General features: G+C 28.5%; 20 protein-coding genes, 2 tRNA genes and 2 rRNA genes (1 of these 24 running past the window's edge). 12 read left to right on the top strand and 12 right to left on the bottom strand.

What is annotated here, in order from left to right:
• The first annotated feature begins 2 nt into the window (after positions 1–2).
• From fmt to PHEL85_RS00125, 3 genes are all read left to right on the top strand, one after another.
• Positions 3–947, top strand: a complete 945-nt coding sequence (fmt, locus tag PHEL85_RS00135) for a methionyl-tRNA formyltransferase (RefSeq protein ID WP_200882302.1) — start codon at positions 3–5, stop codon at positions 945–947.
• Between the two features lie 187 nt (positions 948–1,134).
• Positions 1,135–1,410 (top strand): HU family DNA-binding protein, encoded by a 276-nt coding sequence (locus PHEL85_RS00130; RefSeq protein WP_036819467.1) that lies wholly within the window; start codon positions 1,135–1,137, stop codon positions 1,408–1,410.
• Positions 1,411–1,508: 98 nt separating this feature from the next.
• On the top strand, positions 1,509–2,057 hold the full coding sequence (locus PHEL85_RS00125) for a YqgE/AlgH family protein (RefSeq protein ID WP_081965045.1): 549 nt from the start codon (positions 1,509–1,511) through the stop codon (positions 2,055–2,057).
• Here PHEL85_RS00125 and PHEL85_RS00120 read toward each other — a convergent pair.
• Positions 2,054–2,887, bottom strand: coding sequence for an aminotransferase class IV (locus PHEL85_RS00120; protein WP_036819461.1), 834 nt, complete (start codon positions 2,885–2,887; stop codon positions 2,054–2,056). The genes PHEL85_RS00125 and PHEL85_RS00120 overlap by 4 nt on opposite strands.
• 103 nt (positions 2,888–2,990) lie before the next feature.
• On the bottom strand, positions 2,991–3,374 hold the full coding sequence (locus PHEL85_RS00115) for an START-like domain-containing protein (protein ID WP_036819458.1): 384 nt from the start codon (positions 3,372–3,374) through the stop codon (positions 2,991–2,993).
• 110 nt (positions 3,375–3,484) lie between these two features.
• Here PHEL85_RS00115 and PHEL85_RS00110 point away from each other — a divergent pair.
• The 3 genes from PHEL85_RS00110 (at position 3,485) to PHEL85_RS00100 (ending at position 4,267) form a co-directional block, all read left to right on the top strand.
• Positions 3,485–3,558, top strand: a tRNA-Met gene (locus PHEL85_RS00110).
• 127 nt (positions 3,559–3,685) lie between these two features.
• Complete coding sequence (locus tag PHEL85_RS00105; protein WP_036819455.1) at positions 3,686–4,132, top strand: GNAT family N-acetyltransferase; 447 nt, start codon at positions 3,686–3,688, stop codon at positions 4,130–4,132.
• A gap of 62 nt (positions 4,133–4,194) precedes the next feature.
• Positions 4,195–4,267: transfer RNA gene (locus PHEL85_RS00100), tRNA-Gly, on the top strand.
• Positions 4,268–4,422: 155 nt separating this feature from the next.
• Here PHEL85_RS00100 and PHEL85_RS00095 read toward each other — a convergent pair.
• Entirely contained in the window at positions 4,423–5,079 is a 657-nt protein-coding gene (locus PHEL85_RS00095; RefSeq protein ID WP_036819453.1) for a rhomboid family intramembrane serine protease, read from the bottom strand.
• 83 nt (positions 5,080–5,162) lie between these two features.
• Here PHEL85_RS00095 and PHEL85_RS00090 point away from each other — a divergent pair, with 83 nt between their 5' ends.
• A complete protein-coding gene (locus PHEL85_RS00090; RefSeq protein ID WP_036819451.1) occupies positions 5,163–6,053 on the top strand; it encodes a lysophospholipid acyltransferase family protein in 891 nt (296 codons plus the stop codon).
• On the opposite strand, the gene PHEL85_RS00085 is transcribed toward PHEL85_RS00090, so the two are convergent.
• The 3 genes from PHEL85_RS00085 to PHEL85_RS00075 form a co-directional block, all read right to left on the bottom strand.
• Positions 6,048–6,872, bottom strand: coding sequence for a hypothetical protein (locus PHEL85_RS00085; protein ID WP_036819448.1), 825 nt, complete (start codon positions 6,870–6,872; stop codon positions 6,048–6,050). The two genes, PHEL85_RS00090 and PHEL85_RS00085, sit on opposite strands and share 6 nt — an antisense overlap.
• Positions 6,873–6,912: 40 nt before the next feature.
• A complete protein-coding gene (gene glmM / locus PHEL85_RS00080; protein ID WP_036819445.1) occupies positions 6,913–8,304 on the bottom strand; it encodes a phosphoglucosamine mutase in 1,392 nt (463 codons plus the stop codon).
• A 91-nt stretch (positions 8,305–8,395) separates the two neighbouring features.
• On the bottom strand, positions 8,396–9,346 hold the full coding sequence (locus PHEL85_RS00075; RefSeq protein WP_162179425.1) for a helix-turn-helix transcriptional regulator: 951 nt from the start codon (positions 9,344–9,346) through the stop codon (positions 8,396–8,398).
• 117 nt (positions 9,347–9,463) lie between these two features.
• Here PHEL85_RS00075 and PHEL85_RS00070 point away from each other — a divergent pair, with 117 nt between their 5' ends.
• Positions 9,464–11,809, top strand: a complete 2,346-nt coding sequence (locus PHEL85_RS00070; protein WP_036819442.1) for a TonB-dependent receptor — start codon at positions 9,464–9,466, stop codon at positions 11,807–11,809.
• A gap of 20 nt (positions 11,810–11,829) precedes the next feature.
• Positions 11,830–12,546: a DUF4198 domain-containing protein gene (locus PHEL85_RS00065; RefSeq protein ID WP_036822868.1), complete on the top strand. Its 717-nt coding sequence runs from the start codon at positions 11,830–11,832 to the stop codon at positions 12,544–12,546.
• 186 nt (positions 12,547–12,732) lie between these two features.
• Here PHEL85_RS00065 and PHEL85_RS17715 read toward each other — a convergent pair whose 3' ends face one another.
• Positions 12,733–12,942 (bottom strand): hypothetical protein, encoded by a 210-nt coding sequence (locus PHEL85_RS17715; RefSeq protein WP_156109049.1) that lies wholly within the window; start codon positions 12,940–12,942, stop codon positions 12,733–12,735.
• 10 nt (positions 12,943–12,952) lie between these two features.
• Between PHEL85_RS17715 and PHEL85_RS00055 the strand changes: the two genes are divergently transcribed.
• A complete protein-coding gene (locus tag PHEL85_RS00055; RefSeq protein ID WP_036819439.1) occupies positions 12,953–13,252 on the top strand; it encodes a hypothetical protein in 300 nt (99 codons plus the stop codon).
• 2 nt (positions 13,253–13,254) lie between these two features.
• Positions 13,255–14,799, top strand: a complete 1,545-nt coding sequence (locus PHEL85_RS00050) for a PepSY-associated TM helix domain-containing protein (protein ID WP_036819436.1) — start codon at positions 13,255–13,257, stop codon at positions 14,797–14,799.
• A 233-nt stretch (positions 14,800–15,032) separates the two neighbouring features.
• Here the strand turns inward: PHEL85_RS00050 and rpsA are convergent, their stop codons facing one another.
• Positions 15,033–16,853 (bottom strand): 30S ribosomal protein S1, encoded by a 1,821-nt coding sequence (rpsA, locus tag PHEL85_RS00045; RefSeq protein WP_036819434.1) that lies wholly within the window; start codon positions 16,851–16,853, stop codon positions 15,033–15,035.
• A gap of 244 nt (positions 16,854–17,097) precedes the next feature.
• Here rpsA and PHEL85_RS00040 point away from each other — a divergent pair, with 244 nt between their 5' ends.
• The gene (locus PHEL85_RS00040) at positions 17,098–17,727 is read left to right on the top strand and encodes a 7-carboxy-7-deazaguanine synthase QueE (protein WP_036819433.1); all 630 of its coding nucleotides are present in this window, start codon (positions 17,098–17,100) and stop codon (positions 17,725–17,727) included.
• Between the two features lie 209 nt (positions 17,728–17,936).
• On the opposite strand, the gene cmk is transcribed toward PHEL85_RS00040, so the two are convergent.
• From cmk to PHEL85_RS00020, 4 genes are all read right to left on the bottom strand, one after another.
• The gene (gene cmk / locus PHEL85_RS00035; RefSeq protein ID WP_036819431.1) at positions 17,937–18,626 is read right to left on the bottom strand and encodes a (d)CMP kinase; all 690 of its coding nucleotides are present in this window, start codon (positions 18,624–18,626) and stop codon (positions 17,937–17,939) included.
• The gene (gene porQ, locus PHEL85_RS00030; RefSeq protein ID WP_235318209.1) at positions 18,627–19,688 is read right to left on the bottom strand and encodes a type IX secretion system protein PorQ; all 1,062 of its coding nucleotides are present in this window, start codon (positions 19,686–19,688) and stop codon (positions 18,627–18,629) included.
• A 172-nt stretch (positions 19,689–19,860) separates the two neighbouring features.
• Positions 19,861–19,970, bottom strand: a 5S ribosomal RNA gene (gene rrf, locus PHEL85_RS00025).
• Between the two features lie 135 nt (positions 19,971–20,105).
• A 23S ribosomal RNA gene (locus tag PHEL85_RS00020) occupies positions 20,106–20,122 on the bottom strand; it runs 2,867 nt beyond the window's last position.

Raw genomic sequence — 20,122 nt, 5'->3', positions numbered from 1 at the left:
TTATGAAAGACTTACGTATTGTTTTTATGGGAACTCCAGATTTTGCTGTTACTATTTTAAAGCACTTAGTAGAAAATGATTATAATGTTGTTGGTGTTATAACAGCATCAGACAAACCAGCAGGAAGAGGAAGAAAGTTAAATGAATCTGCTGTAAAAAAATATGCAACTTCTGTAAACTTACCTATTTTACAACCTACCAACTTAAAAAACGAAGACTTTAATAAGGAGTTAGAAAATTTAAAGGCAGATTTACAAATTGTGGTTGCCTTTAGAATGTTACCAAAAGTAGTTTGGCAAATGCCTAAATATGGTACCTTTAATTTACACGCTTCATTATTACCAGAATATAGAGGTGCAGCTCCAATTCATTGGGCAATTATAAATGGAGAAACAAAAACAGGTGTTACTACATTTTTTATTGATGATAAAATTGACACAGGAGAAATTATTTTACAAGAAGAAATTGATATTCTAGATACAGAAACTGTTGGTACATTACATGACAAATTGATGCACTTAGGAGCTAGTTTAGTTGCCAAAACTGTAGATTTAATTTCTACTAAAAATGTTAAAACTACAAAACAACCAGATTTAGAAAAAAAATCTGCTTCAAAATTAAATCCAGAAAACTGTAGAATTGATTGGACAGATTCTTTAGACAATATATATAATAAAATTAGAGGTTTAAATCCTTTTCCTGCAGCTTGGACCATTATAAAAAATAATGACGAAGAAGTTTCTTCTAAGATTTATGCTATAAAAAAGGAAGAAGAAGAACATGATTTTACGGCTGGTAAAATTATTGCTACAAAAAAAGAATTGAAAGTAGCTGTTCATAAAGGATTCATTATTATTGATGAAATTAAGTTATCTGGAAAGAAAAAAATGGATGTAAAAAGCTTACTAAATGGCTATACTTTTTCATCTGAAGCAAAAATGTTGTAAGCCCTTTATTAGTAAGGATTGTAGAGTTTTTCTATTTTTCAAGCACCTTTATTAACAATTTACCATCATTTATTAACAAAAAGGCACTTTTTACACCTTCAAATTTGCGTGAGCCCTTAATCCGTCTATATTTGTTAAGCTATTAAGCAAAAATATTTATTCAATTAATTTTAAAAATCAATTTATTATGAACAAGTCAGATTTAATCGATGCAATGGCTGCTGATGCAGGAATTTCTAAAGTAGCAGCTAAAGCGGCATTAGAATCTTTTACAGGTAATGTAACTTCTGCTTTAAAAGGTGGTAACAAAGTTGCTTTAGTTGGTTTTGGTACTTTTTCTGTTTCTAACAGAGCTGCTAGAACTGGTAGAAATCCTCAAACTGGAAAAACTATTCAAATTGCTGCTAAAAATGTAGCTAAGTTTAAAGCTGGAGCTGGATTAAGCGACGCTGTAAACCAATAATTTTTAGTTTTAAGTATATTAAAAACTCTCTTTTTAAGAGAGTTTTTTTTTATTTAAAATTTTACTATATTTAAACATCATTAATTCTAAAAAATCATTTGAAACTAACAAAAGGTAAATTACTAATTGCAGAACCAGCTATTTTAAATGATAGCTCATTTAATAGAGCAATTATTTTACTAACAGAACATACCACAAATAATTCTGTTGGTTTTATTTTAAATAGACCTTTAGAATATACTGTAAATGATTTATTACCAGAAATTAATTGTAATTTCCCAATATATCAAGGTGGTCCAGTAGAACAAGATAATTTATATTTTGTACATAGAATCCCTCAATTACTTCAAGATAGTGTTGAAGTTGCTAATGGTATCTTTTGGGGAGGAGATTTTGAATCACTAAAAGACTTATTAAACAGTGGTGCCTTAAATACTTCTGATATTCGTTTTTTCTTAGGATATTCTGGTTGGGAAAAAGAACAACTTAATGAAGAAATGAATCAGAACTCATGGTTTGTAGGTGAAAATGATTTCGAAAATATTTTTTCTATGGATGATGAAAACCTCTGGAAAAATAAATTACTCCAAAAAGGAGGAAACTATAAACTTTGGGCAAATGCTCCTAGTGACTTTAACCTAAATTAATTTCCAGCTATTTGTAATATTTTTAAATTACTAGCTATCTTCTTTCCAATCTCAGTAGTAAACGTTTTTTTCTTATAGCTTGTAACGGGTTGTACACCCATAATTGCATTTGTTATAAATACTTCATCTGCTTTTTGTATTTCAAAAGGAGAAATTGAAGTTTCTTCAATAGTAAGCTCTTTATTTTTAAAAAGAATTTCAATCACCTTAATACGAGTAATCCCTTTTATACAACCTTCTGTCAAAGCGGGTGTTTTTACAACATTTCCTTTAACAATAAATATATTTCCATTAGTTACTTCTACTACTCCCTTTTTTTCGTTTAATAAAATACAATTATCTAAATCATTTTCATCAGCAAAAATACTTGCCAAAGTATTAATCATTCTGTTGTTTGTTTTTATAGTTGATAAAAGCCCTGAATAATTATAAAAATCTTTATATACATCTAAAGAATATGACTCCTTAGTTTGATATGAACTTTCTTTTACTTCGATAGAAAAATCAATTTTATTTGTTTTTGGAGTATATAAACCTCCATCTTTTCTAAAAACATTTAAACGAACTCGATAAGAATTTGTACCATCTAGAACTGCAACTGTTTTTAGAATTTCTTGCTCCAAATATTCTAGTGTAAATTCCATAGGAATTTTCATACGAAGCATTCTCATAGAAGCCATTAATCTAAAATAATGATCTTCCCAAAAAACCACTTTTTTATGCATCACTTTTACAGTTTCAAAAATGGCATCACCATATTTAAAAGCTCTATTTTCTAATGATAATTTTATATTTTCTGGATATAGTAACTCTCCATTGAAGTTAATCATAACTAAGAATTTTGAAGTTGCAAAATTAATGTATTTTAATACATTTAAGCATAAAAAAGCCCAACAAAAATGTTGAGCTTTTTAATTTTATAAAAAGATAATATTAAGCGCCTATTGTATGTTTTAATTCATCTATTTGATTTTCCCATAATTGTTTAGATTCTTCAACTTCATCTTCATCATCTGCAAAATCTGTAACAATTAAAGAAACATCTTTTGTTAATGCATCTACTTGAATTTTAATTTCAAAAAAGCTATCATCATCTTCACTTTCTAACCATTTAAAACGAATTCTGTCATCCGTTTTTTTAGTAATTAACTCTGCTTTTTCTTCTTCTCCATCCCAAACAAAACTATATTCTTTACCTCTAGAGTTAACTTTATCTGCAAACCATTCTTGTAAATTAGAAGGGGATGAAATATACTGATATAACATATGAGGCGATGCGTGAATAGGGATTTCTAATTCGAATTTTATTTTGTCCATTATTATTATTCTTAAGACGACAATATAGGTATTAATTCTATTTAAAAAAAATTAAAAACACTTCTTGCTAGTTTATAAAATTCAATTATATTTGCAGCCTCAAAACCAATGGCGAGGTAGCTCAGTTGGTTAGAGCGCAGGATTCATAACCCTGAGGTCACGGGTTCAAATCCCGTTCTCGCTACTAAAAATCTCAAACAAATTGTTTGAGATTTTTTTTTATAAAAACTTCTTTAACCCACTGTTCTTATAATATTTAGGAAGTTTAAATTACATTTACGTACCATCATTTTTATTGAAAATTATCACAAATGAAAACACATATACAAGTCATTAAAGTTGAAGAAATTTTGACTATAATCCCACTTTTAACCAAATTAAACTCAAAAACACCTTTAAGTTTATTAAAAGAAAGAATTTTAGAAATAGCAGAAATATCAAATTATGAATGCATAGGCTTGTATTTGGAAGGGAAATTAGTAGGTATTTCTGGTCTTTGGTACTCCACAAGACATTATATTGGTAAAACTGTTGAGCCAGATCATGTTATTATAGACGAATCAATAAGAAGCCAAGGTCTTGGAAAGCAATTCTTTAATTGGATAGACCATCATGTTAAAAATAAAGGTTGTGAAGCAATTGAGTTAAACGCATATGTAAACAATCCTAAATCTCATAAATTCTATTATAATGAAGGTTATAACATCTATGGATTTCACTTTTTAAAGGTATTACGTGATGATAAAAAATTTTATTAATTTTTGCTGAAAAAATTGTTGCAGAACTCAAAAAACATTTTATATTTGCAGCTCTTTACCACGCGAAAGTAGCTCAGTTGGTAGAGCGTCAGCCTTCCAAGCTGAATGTCGCCAGTTCGAACCTGGTCTTTCGCTCAAAAGACTTCATAAATATTTATGAAGTCTTTTTTTATGCTAAAAATTTTATAAAAATTAAAGATATAAATGAAAAACCTTCAATCAAAACAAATAAGATAAACCCTTGTTTATCAAAAAATAAATAACCGAAACTGTTTAGTTTCGGTTATTTATTAAATATTTTTAAATTTATCTCCAAAAAACAATAACAATATAATTGGGATTCCTAATGATATAACTAAAATCTTATTTGTTGTAAATATTGAAGGATTTATCAATAATGTTAACGCAAAACCTCCCATTGCTCCACCTAAATGTGCAGAATGACCAACATTACCCAACTGCTTTTTCATTCCATAAATAGAATATAATAAATAACCTACACCAAAAATATATCCTGGAATTGGAATTGGGATAAAAAATAAATATAATTCCATAGCTGGATATAAAAGTATTGAAGAAAACACAATACCAGAAACTGCACCAGAAGCACCTACTGCACTATAATAAGGTTCATCTTTATGATAATGAAGTGAATAAAAACTACCTGCTATTAAGCTACCAAAATAGATAATTAAAAAGTTTGGAGTTCCTAAAATATTGGCTACAATATCACCAAAAAGATATAAAGCATACATATTAAAACCAAGATGCATCCAGTCTACATGTAAAAAGCCAGACGTTAATGCTCTTATTTTTTCACCAGAAAGTACTCTACTTACTTGAAATTTATATTTATCTAAAAAAGAATAATCATTAAACCCTTTTATAGAAGCCAAAACATTGACTATTATTATTAATAAAACCGCTTGATTTATATTGTTCATCATAAAACAAACATACTAAAAACAGATTACTAATACTATTCCGTTTTAAATTTAAATACGATATTTGCACAACCAAAAAGTATTTTATGAACTTTATAGTTTTTGCTATTGCTTACCCTATTATTTGGGTGCTTTCAAGATTACCAATGAGGATTTTATATATAAAATCTGATTTCCTTTATTTATTGATGTATTATATTTTTGGTTATAGAAAAAAAGTAGTTTTAAAAAACTTAAAACTTTCTTTTCCTGAAAAGTCTGATGAAGAATTAAAAAAGATTTCTAAAAAATTTTTTAAACACTTTATAGATTTAATTATGGAAAGTATAAAAGCTTTTTCTATTTCTGAAAAAGAAGTTTTAAAACGTTACAAGTACAAAAACCCTGAGTTAGTTAATCAATTTGCTAAAAAAGGAAGAAATATTGCTTTAGTAGGTGCTCATCAAGCAAACTGGGAATGGTCTTTTAATACACCTTTAGTATTAGATATTGATGTTTATGGAGCTTATACAAAATTGAATAATAAATATTTTGAAAAATGGATTAAAGAATCTAGAGAAAAATTTGGGGTAATTGGTTATAAAACCTCAGATACGGTTAGAGGAATGCAAAAAAACTTTAATGATAAAAAACAAGGCGCTTATATTTTGCTAAGCGATCAATCTCCTCAACCGCATAAAACATATTATTGGAGAGAATTTTTCGGAATAAAAGTACCAATTCATACAGGAGCAGAGATGCTTTCTAAGAAATTTGATTTTGTAGTAATTAATTATGTGGCTAAAAAAGTTAAAAGAGGTTATTATGAAGTAGAGTTTCAATTAATAACAGATTCTCCAAAAGAATTTAAAGATTATCAGATTACAGATAAATTTACCGAATTAACAGAAGCAAATATTAAAGAACAACCTGAATTTTATTTATGGTCTCACAGACGTTTTAAACATAGAGATAAAGTACCAAAAGAGTTTTTATAATTCTTTAATTTTTTTATTTTTCCTTTTAAATAAATTAAATCTACCTCCAAAAAGAATTGTTCTTTCAAAAAAGGTAAAAGATTGTGTAGCCTTATCTTCAATATTGGCTGTAGTTCTAACATCTGGCAAATTTATATACCCTAATTTTAAATCAGATTGAATAAAAAAGTGTTTAAAAAATGTTAGATTTAAACCAACTACTGCAGAAGCTCCCCAGCCAGCAAGATGAAATTCATCGTGTCTTTCCTGATTAAATAATGTTGCATCTGTTCTTGGATACAAAATACCTGCACCAAAACCTTCTGTAAGATTTATTTGAAAATTTCTATGATTAACACCTATTAAATGACCAATTTCATCAAATCTTCTAAACTCAACATTTACATAATTTAAACCATCTGTATGTTCTAATTGTAAAAAATCCTCAGATAATACAATATCATCATTGTTATAAACTTTATCAAAAGGTGTACCTGAATTTATTTCTCCATCGATTTTTACAGTTTGGTCTGCAACCATTACATATTTCATGTGGTCTACACCTATAGAAATAGTATAATGCTCATTTAAAAAATAACCTATTCTATAGTTATTTTGAGGAATTGTAATTCTTGCTGGATTTAAATAATCATTAAAATTAAATGGAGTTTGTCTATCTTTCGCTTTTACATCATGTAAAGTAAAATCGTAATTATTTCCTGTAAAATGAATATCTGAATTAGAATAATTAGCTCTGTTCCATCCCCAATAAATAAAGAATTTTCCTTTATTAGTTATTTTTTCTATCTTTTTTTCTTGTGAAAAAGAAGAGATACTCATTAATAAAAATGAGGCGATTATTACTTTTTTGTTCAAAATATTATGCTGTTATTGCTTTAATTTCATCTATAAATCTAACTGCCAAATCATCTGCAGCTTGCTGAGATTTAGCTTCTGTATAAATTCTAATAATTGGTTCTGTATTTGATTTTCTTAAGTGAATCCACTCATCTGCAAAATCAATTTTTACACCATCAATTGTATTAACATCTTCATTTGAATATTTAGAAGCCATGGTTTCTAAAATCTTATCTACATCAATTTCTGGAGTTAATTGAATTTTATTTTTACTCATAAAATAACTTGGATAAGAATCTCTCAATTCTTTACAAGACATTTTTTTATTTGCCAAATGTGATAAAAACAAGGCAACTCCAACTAAAGAATCTCTTCCATAATGAGAGGCTGGATAAATGATTCCTCCATTTCCTTCTCCACCAATTACAGTGTTAGTTTCTTTCATTTTAATTACCACATTCACTTCTCCAACTGCTGATGCAGTATAAGTTCCTCCATGTTTTTCTGTAACATCTCTTAATGCTCTAGAAGATGATAAATTAGAAACCGTATTTCCTCCACCTAATCTTCCTAAAACATAATCTGCACAGGCAACTAATGTATATTCTTCACCAAACATAGAACCATCTTCAGAAACCAAAGCCAATCTATCTACATCAGGATCAACCACAATACCAAAATCAGCTTTTTCTTTCACTACCAATTCAGAAATATCTGTTAAATGCTCTTTTAAAGGTTCTGGATTGTGAGGAAATTCACCATTTGGTGTACAATATAATTCAACACATTTAACACCTAGTTTTTTTAGTAAAGCAGGTATAAAAATTCCTCCAGTAGAATTTACACCATCAACAACAACTTTAAATTTTGCCTTTTTGATAGCTTTTACATCAACTAAATCAAGATTTAAAACTTCTTTAATATGCTTTTTTAAGTATTTTTTATTCTTTTTGTAGGAACCTAAATCATCTACTTCTGCAAAAGAAAAATCTTCGCTTTCTGCTAATGTTAAAATTTTCTCACCTTCTGCTCCATTTAAAAATTCTCCCTTTTCATTTAGTAATTTTAAAGCATTCCATTGTTTCGGATTGTGAGATGCTGTTAAAATAATTCCTCCATCAGCTTTTTCTAAAGGAACAGCAACTTCTACAGTTGGTGTTGTAGATAAGCCTAAATCAATTACATTAATACCTAAACCAACTAATGTATTTGCTACTAAACTAGATATCATTTTACCAGAAATACGAGCATCTCTACCAATTACAACTGTAATTTTTTCTTTACCCGAATTTCTTTCTTTAATGAAAGCCCCATAAGCAGAAGCAAATTTTACGGCATCAACTGGTGTTAAATTATCTCCAGTATTTCCTCCTATTGTACCTCTAATTCCTGATATTGATTTTATTAATGTCATAGTTTATTATTGTCATTTTAAGGGTAACAAATATAATTCATTCTAAATAATAACTCTTTTTATATTAATTCTTTTTTTTGATTTTGAAGGATTACAATGCATTTCTAAATTTATTAGGAGTTTCTTTATAATAACGTTTAAAAGCTGCACTAAAGTGAGTCGCATTTTTATAACCAACTTCTTCTGCAATTTCATAAATAGGGATTTGTGTTGTTTTTAATAATTCTTTAGCTCTTTTCATTTTTTCATCTATATAAAATTGATGAATTGTTGAATTGAATAACTTTTTAAATTTAGCTTTTAACAAGTTTTCATTCAACCCAAACTCACTTGCAAGTTGATTAATAGAATAATTTTTATCCAAATTATTTTGGATCAATTGTTTTACCTGATATAAAACCTTAAGTTGTTTATCGCTTTTAATATTTAAGCTATTTGAGATTAAATCATTGTAACAACTTATTTGGATGGCTAAAATTTCAAGAACTTTTGCTTCTAATAAAATTTTACGAGGTAAACCTTTTATGGCTTTTAATTCTATATCTGATAAAATTGTAAGTAAATCATTACTTATAGGAATTATAAGGTTTTTATCTGTAATTTTTTTATAATCTAATCCCGTGTTTAATCCATGTTGATCTAAAAACTCATTTGATAGTTTTATTTTAACCTCTCTAAAAGGTTTGCTTTTTGTTATTCGATAAAAGCCTTCAAAGTTTTTGATGAATGCCATATAAGATTCTTGACTTTCATATAAAATATCTTTACTATTATTATCAAATGATATTATTTTTTCCCCTTCTAAAAGAAAAGATAATTGTAATCTATCTCCTTCACTTTTCTCATAAATAACTAAATCTGAACTTAATAAAAAATTACTAATTAATATAGAAATACAATTAAATTGAAATTCTATAATAGATCCAACCCCAAATTCTGGTAGAACTTTATACTCCATACAAAGAAGACCACACTGCTTATTCTTACATTTTTCAACAGCTACTATATTAATAAAACTTGATTTTAGGGCTTCTAAATCCAAAATTTTACAATTATCAAAATCACGTCTTTTTTTATTCGTTATGCGTCTTTTTAGATTCAATTGCTTGTTTAATTTTGCGGTAAATTTATTTAGACTAAATATAAATAACAAATAAAAATGATAAAAAAATTAATAATTTTAGCAATACTATTTTCGGCACCATTAATAAATGCCCAAAAAGGAACAATAAAAGGGGTAATAATTTCGAAAAATAATACTCCAATTTCTAATGTTAATATTTCAATTAAAGGAACAAACATAGGAACATCAACAAATACATTAGGGAAATATAGTTTCGAAAGTGTATTGTCTGGTGATTATACACTTTCAATTTCTTTTATAGGTTTTAAATCAAAAAATATAAAAATAAAAGTTGTAGAAAACCAATCTACTATTGTTCCAACAATAGTTTTACAACCATCTGAAGAAAAACTAACTGAAATTGTTATAAATGGAAACAGAAATAATTATCTAGCCAAACTACCTTCAGAAAGTTTACGGTTAAAATCTGCATTAATAAAGATACCACAAAACATTCAAATTGTAAATAAAGAATTGATTAATGATCAAGCTTCTTTTACAATGATGGATGGAATTACACGTAATGTAAGTGGTGCTCAAATGATTGAGCACTGGGGGAATTTTGCACGTATAAATATGCGTGGATTTAGAATTGCTCCAATGAGAAACGGAATGAACCTTACTACTTCTTGGGGACCATTGGCAGAAGATATGAGTATTGTAGAACGTGTAGAATTTGTAAAAGGACCTGCAGCCTATATGCTTGCTGCAGGTGAGCCAGGTGGTTTTTTTAATATTGTAACTAAAAAACAGAGTAGCCATAGAGTTGCAGAAATAAATGTTGCAGCAGGAAGTTTTAACACTTTTAGAGGGGCTTTAGATTATGGAAATACTGTTGCGGACGGTAAATTTCAATATAGAGTTAATGTAATGAAAAGTACTCAGGGCTCACATCGTGATTTTGAAACAACAGAAAGAACTTCTTTTGCACCTTCTTTTAAATATTTATTTACTGATAAAACTTCTTTATCGGCTGAATATATTTATCAAAAATTAAATATGCCTTATGGTGGTGCGTATGTTTTTGGGCCAACATCTGCTGGATTTGCAAGTGTAGATAGAAATTTTTCTGCCATTGAAGATGATTTTCCAAGTACAGAAATGAAAGAAAGAAATTATTTTACAAACTTTACTCATAAAATAAATGATAATTGGGAATTTCAAGCGCAATATTCAAGATTAGATTATGAAATGGAAGGGCTGTCTCAATGGGCTGTATGGGGTAGTGTTCAAGAAAATGGAGATTTAACTAGATATGTTAGTAGTTCTGATGCTTTAATAGAAATTAATGCAACTCAATTATTTATAAACGGAAGTTTTAATACAGGTAAAATAAGTCATAAAATTTTAGCAGGTTTTGATTATAATAGTAAAGATTCTTGGCACGATTGGAGTCAATCTGCAGAAATTGATGTAACCCCTTTTAATATTTTCAACCCTGTATATGGCAATGCTGTATTTCCTGATTTTGATAGAAGTAAAAGCGTAAAAGATAGAGATGGATTAGTAAAGTATGAAACACTTACAAAAGGCTATTATTTACAAGATGAAATTGGTTTGTTTGAAGATAGATTAAGGATTTCATTAGCTGGTAGATATACAGATGCATATATACTTTCTTATGGACCTTCAGAGAATGAAGGTTCTCAATTTACACCAAGAGTTGGTCTTAGTTTTGATATTTTATCTGACTTTACGGTGTATGGATTGTATGATCAAGCTTTTAAACCACAAACTGGTGCTAGTAAAACAAATGAGGTTTTTGATGCTGAATTAGCAACAGATATTGAAGGTGGTTTGAAGAAATCTTGGTTTGATGGAAAATTAAACACCTCTTTAACAGTATTTCAAATTACAAAAGACAACATTTTAGTTTCTGACCCAGAAGACACTAATTTCTCTATTCAAATTGGGCAAGTACAATCTAAAGGTTTAGAATTTGATTTACAAGGTCAAATTACACCAGAATTAAATATGGTACTAAACTATTCTAATACCAATGTTGAAATTACTGAAGATTCTAATCCTTTGTTAGTAGGAACTAAAGTTGCAGGTCATTCTAAACATATTACAAATGGTTGGTTGAATTATAATTTTAATCCAACTTCAAAATTAAAAGGATTTGGAGTGTCTTTAGGGTATCAATATTTAGTTGACCGTTCTTCATGGGCTTGGGCTACTGATGGAAAGGAAGCAATATTACCAGATTACTTTAGAGTAGATGGTGGAGTTTCTTGGAAAAAGAATAAAGTAAGTATAAGGTTAAATGTAAATAATATTTTGAATAAATACCTGTATTCAGGTGCTGGATATGGTGATTACCTTTACTGGCAATCAGAACCAGGAACAAATGCAAGGTTATCAATAGCATATAAATTTTAATGAAAACTAAATTATTAAACATGAAAAAATCAATATTAACAATCGTATTATTTTTATTTGCAATAACACAATCTTTTGCACATTACTTATGGATTGAAACAAATCCGTCAGGAAAAAAAGGAAAAGAACAAGAGGTAAAAGTTTATTTTGGCGAATATACTTACGGAGTTATAGAAAAAGTAAACGGTGAAGCATATCCAAAAGTAAAAGATTTTACACTTTGGGTAGTAGACACAAATGGAGTAAAAGAACAGCTAGAAGTTACTGCTAAAGAAAATTTTTATTTAGCAAAATTTACTCCTAAAAACAATGGAACTCACACACTTGTTTTAGATAATCATAAAATTGATGTAATTGATTATACAAAATATGATTTTGGTATTTTTAAAACGCATTATAATTCTAGTGCAAAAGTACAAGTTGGTAAAAAAGTTACTGAAACCATAGCAGATAACAAAAATGGAATCACAATAAAAGATGTTTCTAAAACTGTTGATGAAATAAAATTACAAGTTTTATATAAAGGAAAAGCTTTAAAAGAAAACGAAGTAAAAATTTACGTTGCAGATTTATGGTCTAAAACGTTACATACAGATGAAGATGGTTTTATATCATTTAAACTTCCTTGGGAATCTAAATATATTTTAGAAACGACTTTTAGTGAAAAAGTTCCAGGAAAATATAAAGGCAAAGAATACCAGTTTATTTGGCATTGTGCAACCTATTGTATTAAATAATATTCAACCTAATAAACTCTTCAACTCTGAATACAAAATTGTGTTCAGAGTTCTTTTAATTATAAAAAACATGGTTTCTATTACAATTTTTATTGTATTTATCTCATTTTATTTGTTTTACAAAACATCAAAAAAAACAATAAAACATAGTCCTAAAAAATTAGATAAATGGATTGTTAATAACAATCAATTAACAAAAATTATAGCTTCTATATTACTATTAAACTCAATAATAGCAAGTATATACTTATTTGGTTTTGCTTCAGGTTTTTTATTATTTTTTATCCTTTTAATGACAGTAGGAAGCTTAATAATTATAGTAGCTCCATTAAAATTAATCCAATATAAAAGTGTTTTTATTTTATTTATTTCTTCACTTTTATTTGAACTTTTCATTTTTTAAATTATGCCAGCTAATCCTAAATACTTGTCCTCAAATAGGCAACGTTTTGCTAAAATAACTGCCGGATTTTTAGGTGGCTATTTTGTTACGATTTCATTCCATTTAGCAATCTCATTTATTTTTAATCACGTTAATGTTATTATTACTTCTAGTTTTTCTGGTTTTATTCTATGGTCAGTTCTAATGATTATAGCATTTCTAGCTAAAAATGGATGGAAAATTTGGGGTATTTATTTATTAATAACTGTATTATTTTCTATCGTCGTTTATCTTGGTAAAATCTATAACCCTATTATTTCTTAAAAATGAAAAACAGAACTTATAATATAATTTTTCATACACATACTGTTAGTGGTATTGTAATAAGTGTTGTGCTATATATAATCTTTTTTGCAGGTTCATTTTCATTCTTTAGAGATGAAATTGCAAACTGGGAACGAAATGAATCTGTAGAAATTACAGATGATATTCAATTAGACTTTGATAAAGCTTTAGACTCTTTACATAAAAATTACAACTTATACGGAAGAGATGTAGCTCTTAAAAAAACGTATATAGAACAACGGATAAGTGTTTCTATGTCTGCTTCAAAAGATTCTGTAACCTCAAACAAAACAGAAGGTGCTAAGTTTTTCTATTTAGATACAAAAAACAATAGCAAACACACGTATGACCAATCATATACTTTAGGTGAATTTTTATATCGACTCCATTTTTTAACTCAGATTCCCTACCCTTTTGGTTATTATCTTTCTGGTTTTGTTGCTTTCTTTTTCTTATTTGCTATTATTACCGGTGTAGTTATACATTGGAAAAAAATTGTATCTAATTTTTATGTTTTTAGGCCTTTATCAAAATTAAAAACAATGTGGACAGATGCGCATACAACTCTTGGTCTTATTGGTTTGCCTTTTCAGTTTGTATATGCTGTAACTGGTGCTTTTTTTATGATAAAACTTGTATTAGTAGCTCCTAGTGTGCTATTTTTATATGGAGGAGATAATGCTAAATTATATGAAGATTTAGAATATAGCAAACCTCAATATCAATTTAAAAACAATGCAATTACCTCAAATTTTAATGCAAGTTATTATGTAACATCAACCAAAAAAATATGGAATGATTTTGATGTTACAGAAGTTCATCTTTTTAATTATGGAGATGAAAATATGCATATTTTAGTAAATGGTCATTTAAATTATAATACAAAGTTTAATGGAATTGGAGAAGTTATTTTTAATGTTAAAACAGGAGAAATTGTTTCTAAAAAAAGTCCGATTACTGATACCTCATATTTAGATGGTGTTAAGAATGTATTATATAAAATTCATTATGCTGATTATGGTGGTTTTCCTTTAAAAATTATTAGTTTTATTCTAGGTCTGATTACTTGTTTTGTTATTATTTCTGGAGTAATGATATGGCTAGTTGCAAGAGACAAAAAAAATATTCCTGAAAAAAAACGTCGTTTTAATGAACGTGTTGTAAGAATTTACTTAGCTATTTGCTTAAGTATGTATCCAATTACAGCTTTATCTTTTATTGCTGTAAAAGTGTTTCAGCCAACAAACTCTTCGTTTATCCATAATTTTTATTTTATGGGTTGGTTACTGTTAACTCTCTTTTTTGTATTAAAGAAAGACTTGCATTTTATAAATAAATACACGTTACTTTCTGGAAGTATTATTGGTTTTTTTATTCCTATTTCAAACGGAATAATGACAGGTAATTGGTTTTGGAAAACATTTTTAAATCAACAATTTCAACTGTTTTTTGTAGATATATTTTGGTTAATTTTAGCTTCACTTACATTATGGATTTCTTTAAAGTTAAAAAGGCTTAAAAAATAAACATTTAAAAATCTTTAATAATTTCTATAAGCTAGCAGGCAGTTTGCGTTAGGGATTGAAGAATTTGTTTGAGCTCTTTTGTGAAGAATGAACAAAAAGCGAGTGCGTAAAGCCCAACCTGAAAGGTAACGCCCAAATAAAATGTATAAAAAAAGCCGTTGCAAATTTGCAACGGCTTTTCAGATATTATAAATATCTACTAGATACTGAAACTAGTTCAGCATAAAAAAGAATTACTTCTTTTTGTTTCCAGCTTCCATTTTCTTTTTTAAATCTGCAAGACCTCCAATATCACCTAAAGTAGTTTTTTCTGCTTCTGCTGCTTTCTTAACAGCTGCTTTTACATTTCTTTTCTCTTGCTCTTTAAATAAAGATGTATGAGAAACTACAACTCTTCTGTATTCTTTAGAGAATTCTAAAACTACAAATTCGATTGTGTCTCCTTTTCCTAATTTAGAACCATCTTCTTTTTCTAAGAATCTTGTTGGTGCAAAACCTTCTACTCCATCAGCAAAAGTTACAACTGCTCCTTTATCATTCTTTTCTTTTACAGTACCTGTGTGTTTAGAACCAATTGCATACGTAGCTTCATGTGCATCCCAAGGGTTTTCTTGAGTTTGTTTATGACCTAAGTTTAACTTTCTGTTCTCTACATCTAATTCTAATACTTGTACTTCTAGTTTATCACCAACAGTTACAAAATCTGAAGGATGCTTCACTTTCTTAGTCCAAGATAAGTCTGATATATAAACTAAACCATCAATACCTTCTTCTAATTCTACAAATACACCAAAGTTAGTGTAGTTACGAACTGTACCAGTATGAGTAGAACCTACAGGATATTTAGTTGTAATATCTGTCCAAGGATCTGGGTGTAATTGTTTGATACCTAAAGACATTTTACGGTCTTCTCTATCTAAAGTTAAAATTTGAGCTTCAACTTTATCTCCAACTTTTACGAAATCTTGTGCAGAACGTAAGTGAGTTGACCAAGACATTTCAGAAACGTGAATTAACCCTTCTACTCCTTGTTCTACTTCTACAAACGCACCATAATCAGCTAAAACAACAACTTCACCATTTACTTTATCTCCAACTTTTAAGTCAGTGCTTAAAGCTTCCCAAGGGTGAGCAGATAATTGTTTTAATCCTAATTGAATTCTAGATTTGTTATCATCAAAGTCTAAAATTACAACATTTAATTTTTGATCTAATTCTACAACCTCATTTGGATGATTGATTCTAGACCAAGATAAATCAGTAATATGTACTAAACCATCTACACCACCTAAATCAACAAAGACACCATAAGAAGTAATGTTTTTAACAACACCTTCTAATACTTGTCCTTTTTCTAATTGACCAATAATTTCTTTTTTCTGTAATTCAATATCAGCTTCAATAAGCGCTTTATGAGATACAACAACGTTTTTAAATTCGTGGTTGATTTTAACAACTTTAAATTCCATTGTTTTCTCAACATATTGATCGTAATCTCTAATTGGTTTTACATCAATTTGAGAACCTGGTAAGAATGCTTCGATTCCGAAAACATCTACAATCATACCACCTCTAGTTCTACATTTAACAAAACCGTTAACTACTTCACCAGTTTCATGAGCATTGTTAACACGTTCCCATGCTTTAATTACTCTTGCTTTTTTGTGAGATAATACTAACTGACCAGAAGAATCTTCTCTTTTATCAACTAATACTTCTACTTTATCTCCTTCAGCTAATGCTTGGTTGTAACGAAATTCGTTTAAAGAGATAACTCCTTCAGATTTAGAGTTGATGTCAATAATTGCATCTCTATCTGTAATTCTAATTACAGTTCCTTCAATTACATCACGCTCATTTACAAATCCTACAGTTCCTTCTAAAGCTGTTTCAAATGCTTTTAATTTATCTTCATCAACTGCTTCAATACCTTGTTCGTATTTGTGCCAGTTAAAATCAGCTAAAAATTGTTTTGGATCTACAGCTGGAGTCGCTGTTTCTTGTACTTCAGTAGCAACTACTTGCTCTTCAGTGTTTTTTGTTTCTTCAGACATTTCCGAAAAATAATTTTGTATCTTATTGTTTACCAGATTTTTAACGATAAAAACGCAAAGAGTTGTTTTTATAAATTGTTTTATTTTGTTCCTTTTATAAATCTGTTATCGTAAAAAGGAGTGCAAATTTACAAAAATCATTTGATTTTTAACACTTTAGAATTAAATTATTATTCTTTTTATTCTTGAAAGACAAAAAACTACCTTTGCACTTTTAAAACCTTTTTGGTTGATAATAATGTAGATGGATAAAAAGACAAAAGATTTAGTAAACAAAGGTGTAATGCTTCCTTTAATGGAAGAGTTTTATACAATTCAAGGTGAAGGTTCTCATACAGGAACTGCAGCTTATTTTATTAGAGTTGGTGGTTGCGATGTGGGTTGCCATTGGTGTGATGTTAAAGAAAGTTGGAATGCAGAATTACATCCACCAACTTTGGCTGATACTATTGTAAAGAATGTAAAAAAATACGCTAATACTGTTGTTATTACTGGTGGAGAGCCTTTAATGTGGTCTATGAATTATATTACAGAACTCCTTCAAAAAAACAATATTAAAACACATATTGAAACTTCTGGAGCGTATTCTTTTTCTGGAAAATGGGATTGGTTTTGTCTTTCGCCTAAGAAAACCAAACTTCCTTTGGCAGAAGTTTATCCTGAAGCTGATGAGTTAAAAATGATTATTCATAATAAATCTGATTTTGATTTTGCTGAACAAGAAGCAGCTAAAGTTTCAGATAAATGTCAACTTTATTTACAACCAGAATGGAGTAAGAAAGAAAAAATGACAGAACTTATTGTAGATTATGTAATGAAAAATCCGAAATGGAAAATTTCTTTACAAACTCATAAGTATTTAAATATTCCTTAAAATTAAGTTTTTTTTTACTAGAAGCTATTTCCTGCTTTCTACTATATCTTTTTATAGCTGTCATTGCGAAGTTTACTTTTTTGTAAACTGTGGCAATCTCTTTATTTTAAATTACTTTCTCTATTTAAAATCTATAAAAAGGTTAAGAATATCAGCAGATATTCGAACGGTTTCAATCAGGGCTAAACTAGTCTAAAAACTTTTAGAGATTATACAATTCTTCTATCTACTAAAGCACAAATTCTATCAAACTGTTCTTTAATTCCCATATCAGAATTATCAAATTCAATAGCATCATCAGCTTTAACTAGAGGAGAATCTTCTCTTGTAGAATCAATTCTATCTCGTTCTTCAACATTAAATAAAATATCTTTAAAGTCAACTTTATCACCTCTATCAATCAATTCTTTATAACGTCTTGTTGCTCTCTTATCTGCAGAAGCTGTCATAAATAGTTTTAGTTCAGCATTAGGAAAAACTACAGTACCAATATCTCTACCATCCATAACAATACCACTATCTTCACCCATTATTTTTTGCTCAGCAACCAACTTTTTTCTAACTTCAGAAACAGCAGCAACTTTACTTACTAATTGAGAAACTTCAAGTGTTCTAATTTCTTTTTCAACATTCTTTCCATTCAAAAACATTTCAGCAAACCCCAATTCAATATTAAATTGAAAAGAAAGTGATATCTCTTTTAAACTAGAAACTAGTCCTTTTTTATCTAAAAAATCCTTACCTACAAAGTTATTTTGTTTCGCAAACAAAGTAACAGCTCTATACATTGCACCAGTATCAACATAAATATAATTGTATTTTTTTGCTAATAATTTAGCAATGGTACTTTTACCTGTTGATGAAAATCCATCAATTGCAATAATAATTTTTTCACCCATTTATCTTCTTCTATCTAAATCTATTAATAAACTAAATGTACTAGCATTGGCTGCTGTATGAAATTTAGAATATGCATAATTGAATTTTAATTTATTCATTTTTATTCCAAATCCAAAGGAAAACCCACTAAAAGTTCTAACATTTTGTAATTTTAATTCAGCTGCTCTTCTAAAATTATAACCTAATCTTAAATTTAAAGCACTTTCAGGGAATAACTCTGCACCAATTACTAAATGTCTAAAAGTATTTTCTATAAAACCAACATTTTCTTCAGAAACATTACCTTCTAAATCTGTAGTCTGATCCGATGGATTTGAAACTGAAATATTCCATTGCTGTAAATTATCAATAGTACCATACCATTTTAAAGGAACATGTTCTAATTTATAAGACCCTCCTAAAGCCAATTTAAAAGGTAGTTTTTCTTTTTCACCATTATAAGTTTGAATCTGAGTACCTAAATTTCTTGCTACTAATGTAATTACAAAAGGTTTTTGAGAATTATTATATAAAACTGCTAAATCTGTAGAAATTCCTGTTGATGAAAAATTTGATATATTAGAATTTATAATTCTAATATTAGATCCAATATAAAAGTTTGTTTCTGGAATGTTTATAGCATATCCAACAGAAACTGCAATATCACTAGCATCAAAATTACCAGTTTCATTTCCCTGTTCATCAGCACCAATTAAAGAACCATAATCAATATATTTTATACTTCCATGAATAGTTCCAAATCTTCTAGACAAAGACTTAGCATAAGACAAAGAACCTACATTTATTCCAGCCAAATAGCTCGTATAATTAACAGAAACCTTATTATCAATTTCAACATTTATAACAGATGGGTTCCATATAGGTTGATTTACATCATCCAGAAGAGTCAAAGTTTCTCCTCCCAATGCAATTTGTCTTGCAGAAGTAGATAAGTTTAAGAACTGATACACTTCTTCTCCTCCTACCTGTCCCTTAATCGAACAAAAAGAAAAAAGAAAAACATAAAAAAAGAGATTTTTATAACACATCCACACAACAAATAAACAGTTAGTTAAATTCATAACGAAAATAAGCTATATTATTACAATATTCCTCAAATATAATAGAGATTATCTTAATATTTATCTCATTAGAATCCTTTTTCAAAAAGGGTGTGATTTACAAATCATTCCATAAAAAAACCTCAATTCTTAAAGAATTGAGGTTTAGGATCTTGATTCTATCAAGATTAAAGAAAGGCGGCGACCTACTCTCCCACATAAATGCAGTACCATCGGCGCTATTGGGCTTAACTTCTCTGTTCGAGATGGGAAGAGGTGAGCCCCAATGCAATAACCACCCTAAAATTTTCAGTTAAATTGCTTTAACTGTATAAGTTAACATATGGTAAAATAATATTGCAAGTTTTTAATAGATACTGAAACTAGTTCAGTACAAGAAAAAAGAGTGTCTCTCCCGTTATTGCTAACGGGAGAAGCGTACATAAGTCTATGGG

The organism is Polaribacter sp. Hel1_85, assembly GCF_000766795.1.
Classification (GTDB): Bacteria; Bacteroidota; Bacteroidia; order Flavobacteriales; family Flavobacteriaceae; genus Polaribacter.
The sequence above is the reverse complement of the archived record's forward strand: the minus strand, read 5'-3'. Positions and strand labels throughout refer to the sequence as shown.

What these genes read in the sequence shown, in the direction of transcription:
- fmt (WP_200882302.1), top strand. Translation starts at nt 3, where the DNA reads ATGAAAGACTTACGTATTGTTTTTATGGGAACTCCAGATTTTGCTGTT.
- PHEL85_RS00130 (WP_036819467.1), top strand. Translation starts at nt 1,135, where the DNA reads ATGAACAAGTCAGATTTAATCGATGCAATGGCTGCTGATGCAGGAATT.
- PHEL85_RS00120 (WP_036819461.1), bottom strand. Translation starts at nt 2,887, where the DNA reads ATGATTAACTTCAATGGAGAGTTACTATATCCAGAAAATATAAAATTA.
- PHEL85_RS00115 (WP_036819458.1), bottom strand. Translation starts at nt 3,374, where the DNA reads ATGGACAAAATAAAATTCGAATTAGAAATCCCTATTCACGCATCGCCT.
- PHEL85_RS00105 (WP_036819455.1), top strand. Translation starts at nt 3,686, where the DNA reads ATGAAAACACATATACAAGTCATTAAAGTTGAAGAAATTTTGACTATA.
- PHEL85_RS00095 (WP_036819453.1), bottom strand. Translation starts at nt 5,079, where the DNA reads ATGATGAACAATATAAATCAAGCGGTTTTATTAATAATAATAGTCAAT.
- PHEL85_RS00090 (WP_036819451.1), top strand. Translation starts at nt 5,163, where the DNA reads ATGAACTTTATAGTTTTTGCTATTGCTTACCCTATTATTTGGGTGCTT.
- PHEL85_RS00085 (WP_036819448.1), bottom strand. Translation starts at nt 6,872, where the DNA reads ATGAGTATCTCTTCTTTTTCACAAGAAAAAAAGATAGAAAAAATAACT.
- glmM (WP_036819445.1), bottom strand. Translation starts at nt 8,304, where the DNA reads ATGACATTAATAAAATCAATATCAGGAATTAGAGGTACAATAGGAGGA.
- PHEL85_RS00070 (WP_036819442.1), top strand. Translation starts at nt 9,464, where the DNA reads ATGATAAAAAAATTAATAATTTTAGCAATACTATTTTCGGCACCATTA.
- PHEL85_RS00065 (WP_036822868.1), top strand. Translation starts at nt 11,830, where the DNA reads ATGAAAAAATCAATATTAACAATCGTATTATTTTTATTTGCAATAACA.
- PHEL85_RS17715 (WP_156109049.1), bottom strand. Translation starts at nt 12,942, where the DNA reads ATGAAAAGTTCAAATAAAAGTGAAGAAATAAATAAAATAAAAACACTT.
- PHEL85_RS00055 (WP_036819439.1), top strand. Translation starts at nt 12,953, where the DNA reads ATGCCAGCTAATCCTAAATACTTGTCCTCAAATAGGCAACGTTTTGCT.
- PHEL85_RS00050 (WP_036819436.1), top strand. Translation starts at nt 13,255, where the DNA reads ATGAAAAACAGAACTTATAATATAATTTTTCATACACATACTGTTAGT.
- rpsA (WP_036819434.1), bottom strand. Translation starts at nt 16,853, where the DNA reads ATGTCTGAAGAAACAAAAAACACTGAAGAGCAAGTAGTTGCTACTGAA.
- PHEL85_RS00040 (WP_036819433.1), top strand. Translation starts at nt 17,098, where the DNA reads ATGGATAAAAAGACAAAAGATTTAGTAAACAAAGGTGTAATGCTTCCT.
- cmk (WP_036819431.1), bottom strand. Translation starts at nt 18,626, where the DNA reads ATGGGTGAAAAAATTATTATTGCAATTGATGGATTTTCATCAACAGGT.
- porQ (WP_235318209.1), bottom strand. Translation starts at nt 19,688, where the DNA reads ATGAATTTAACTAACTGTTTATTTGTTGTGTGGATGTGTTATAAAAAT.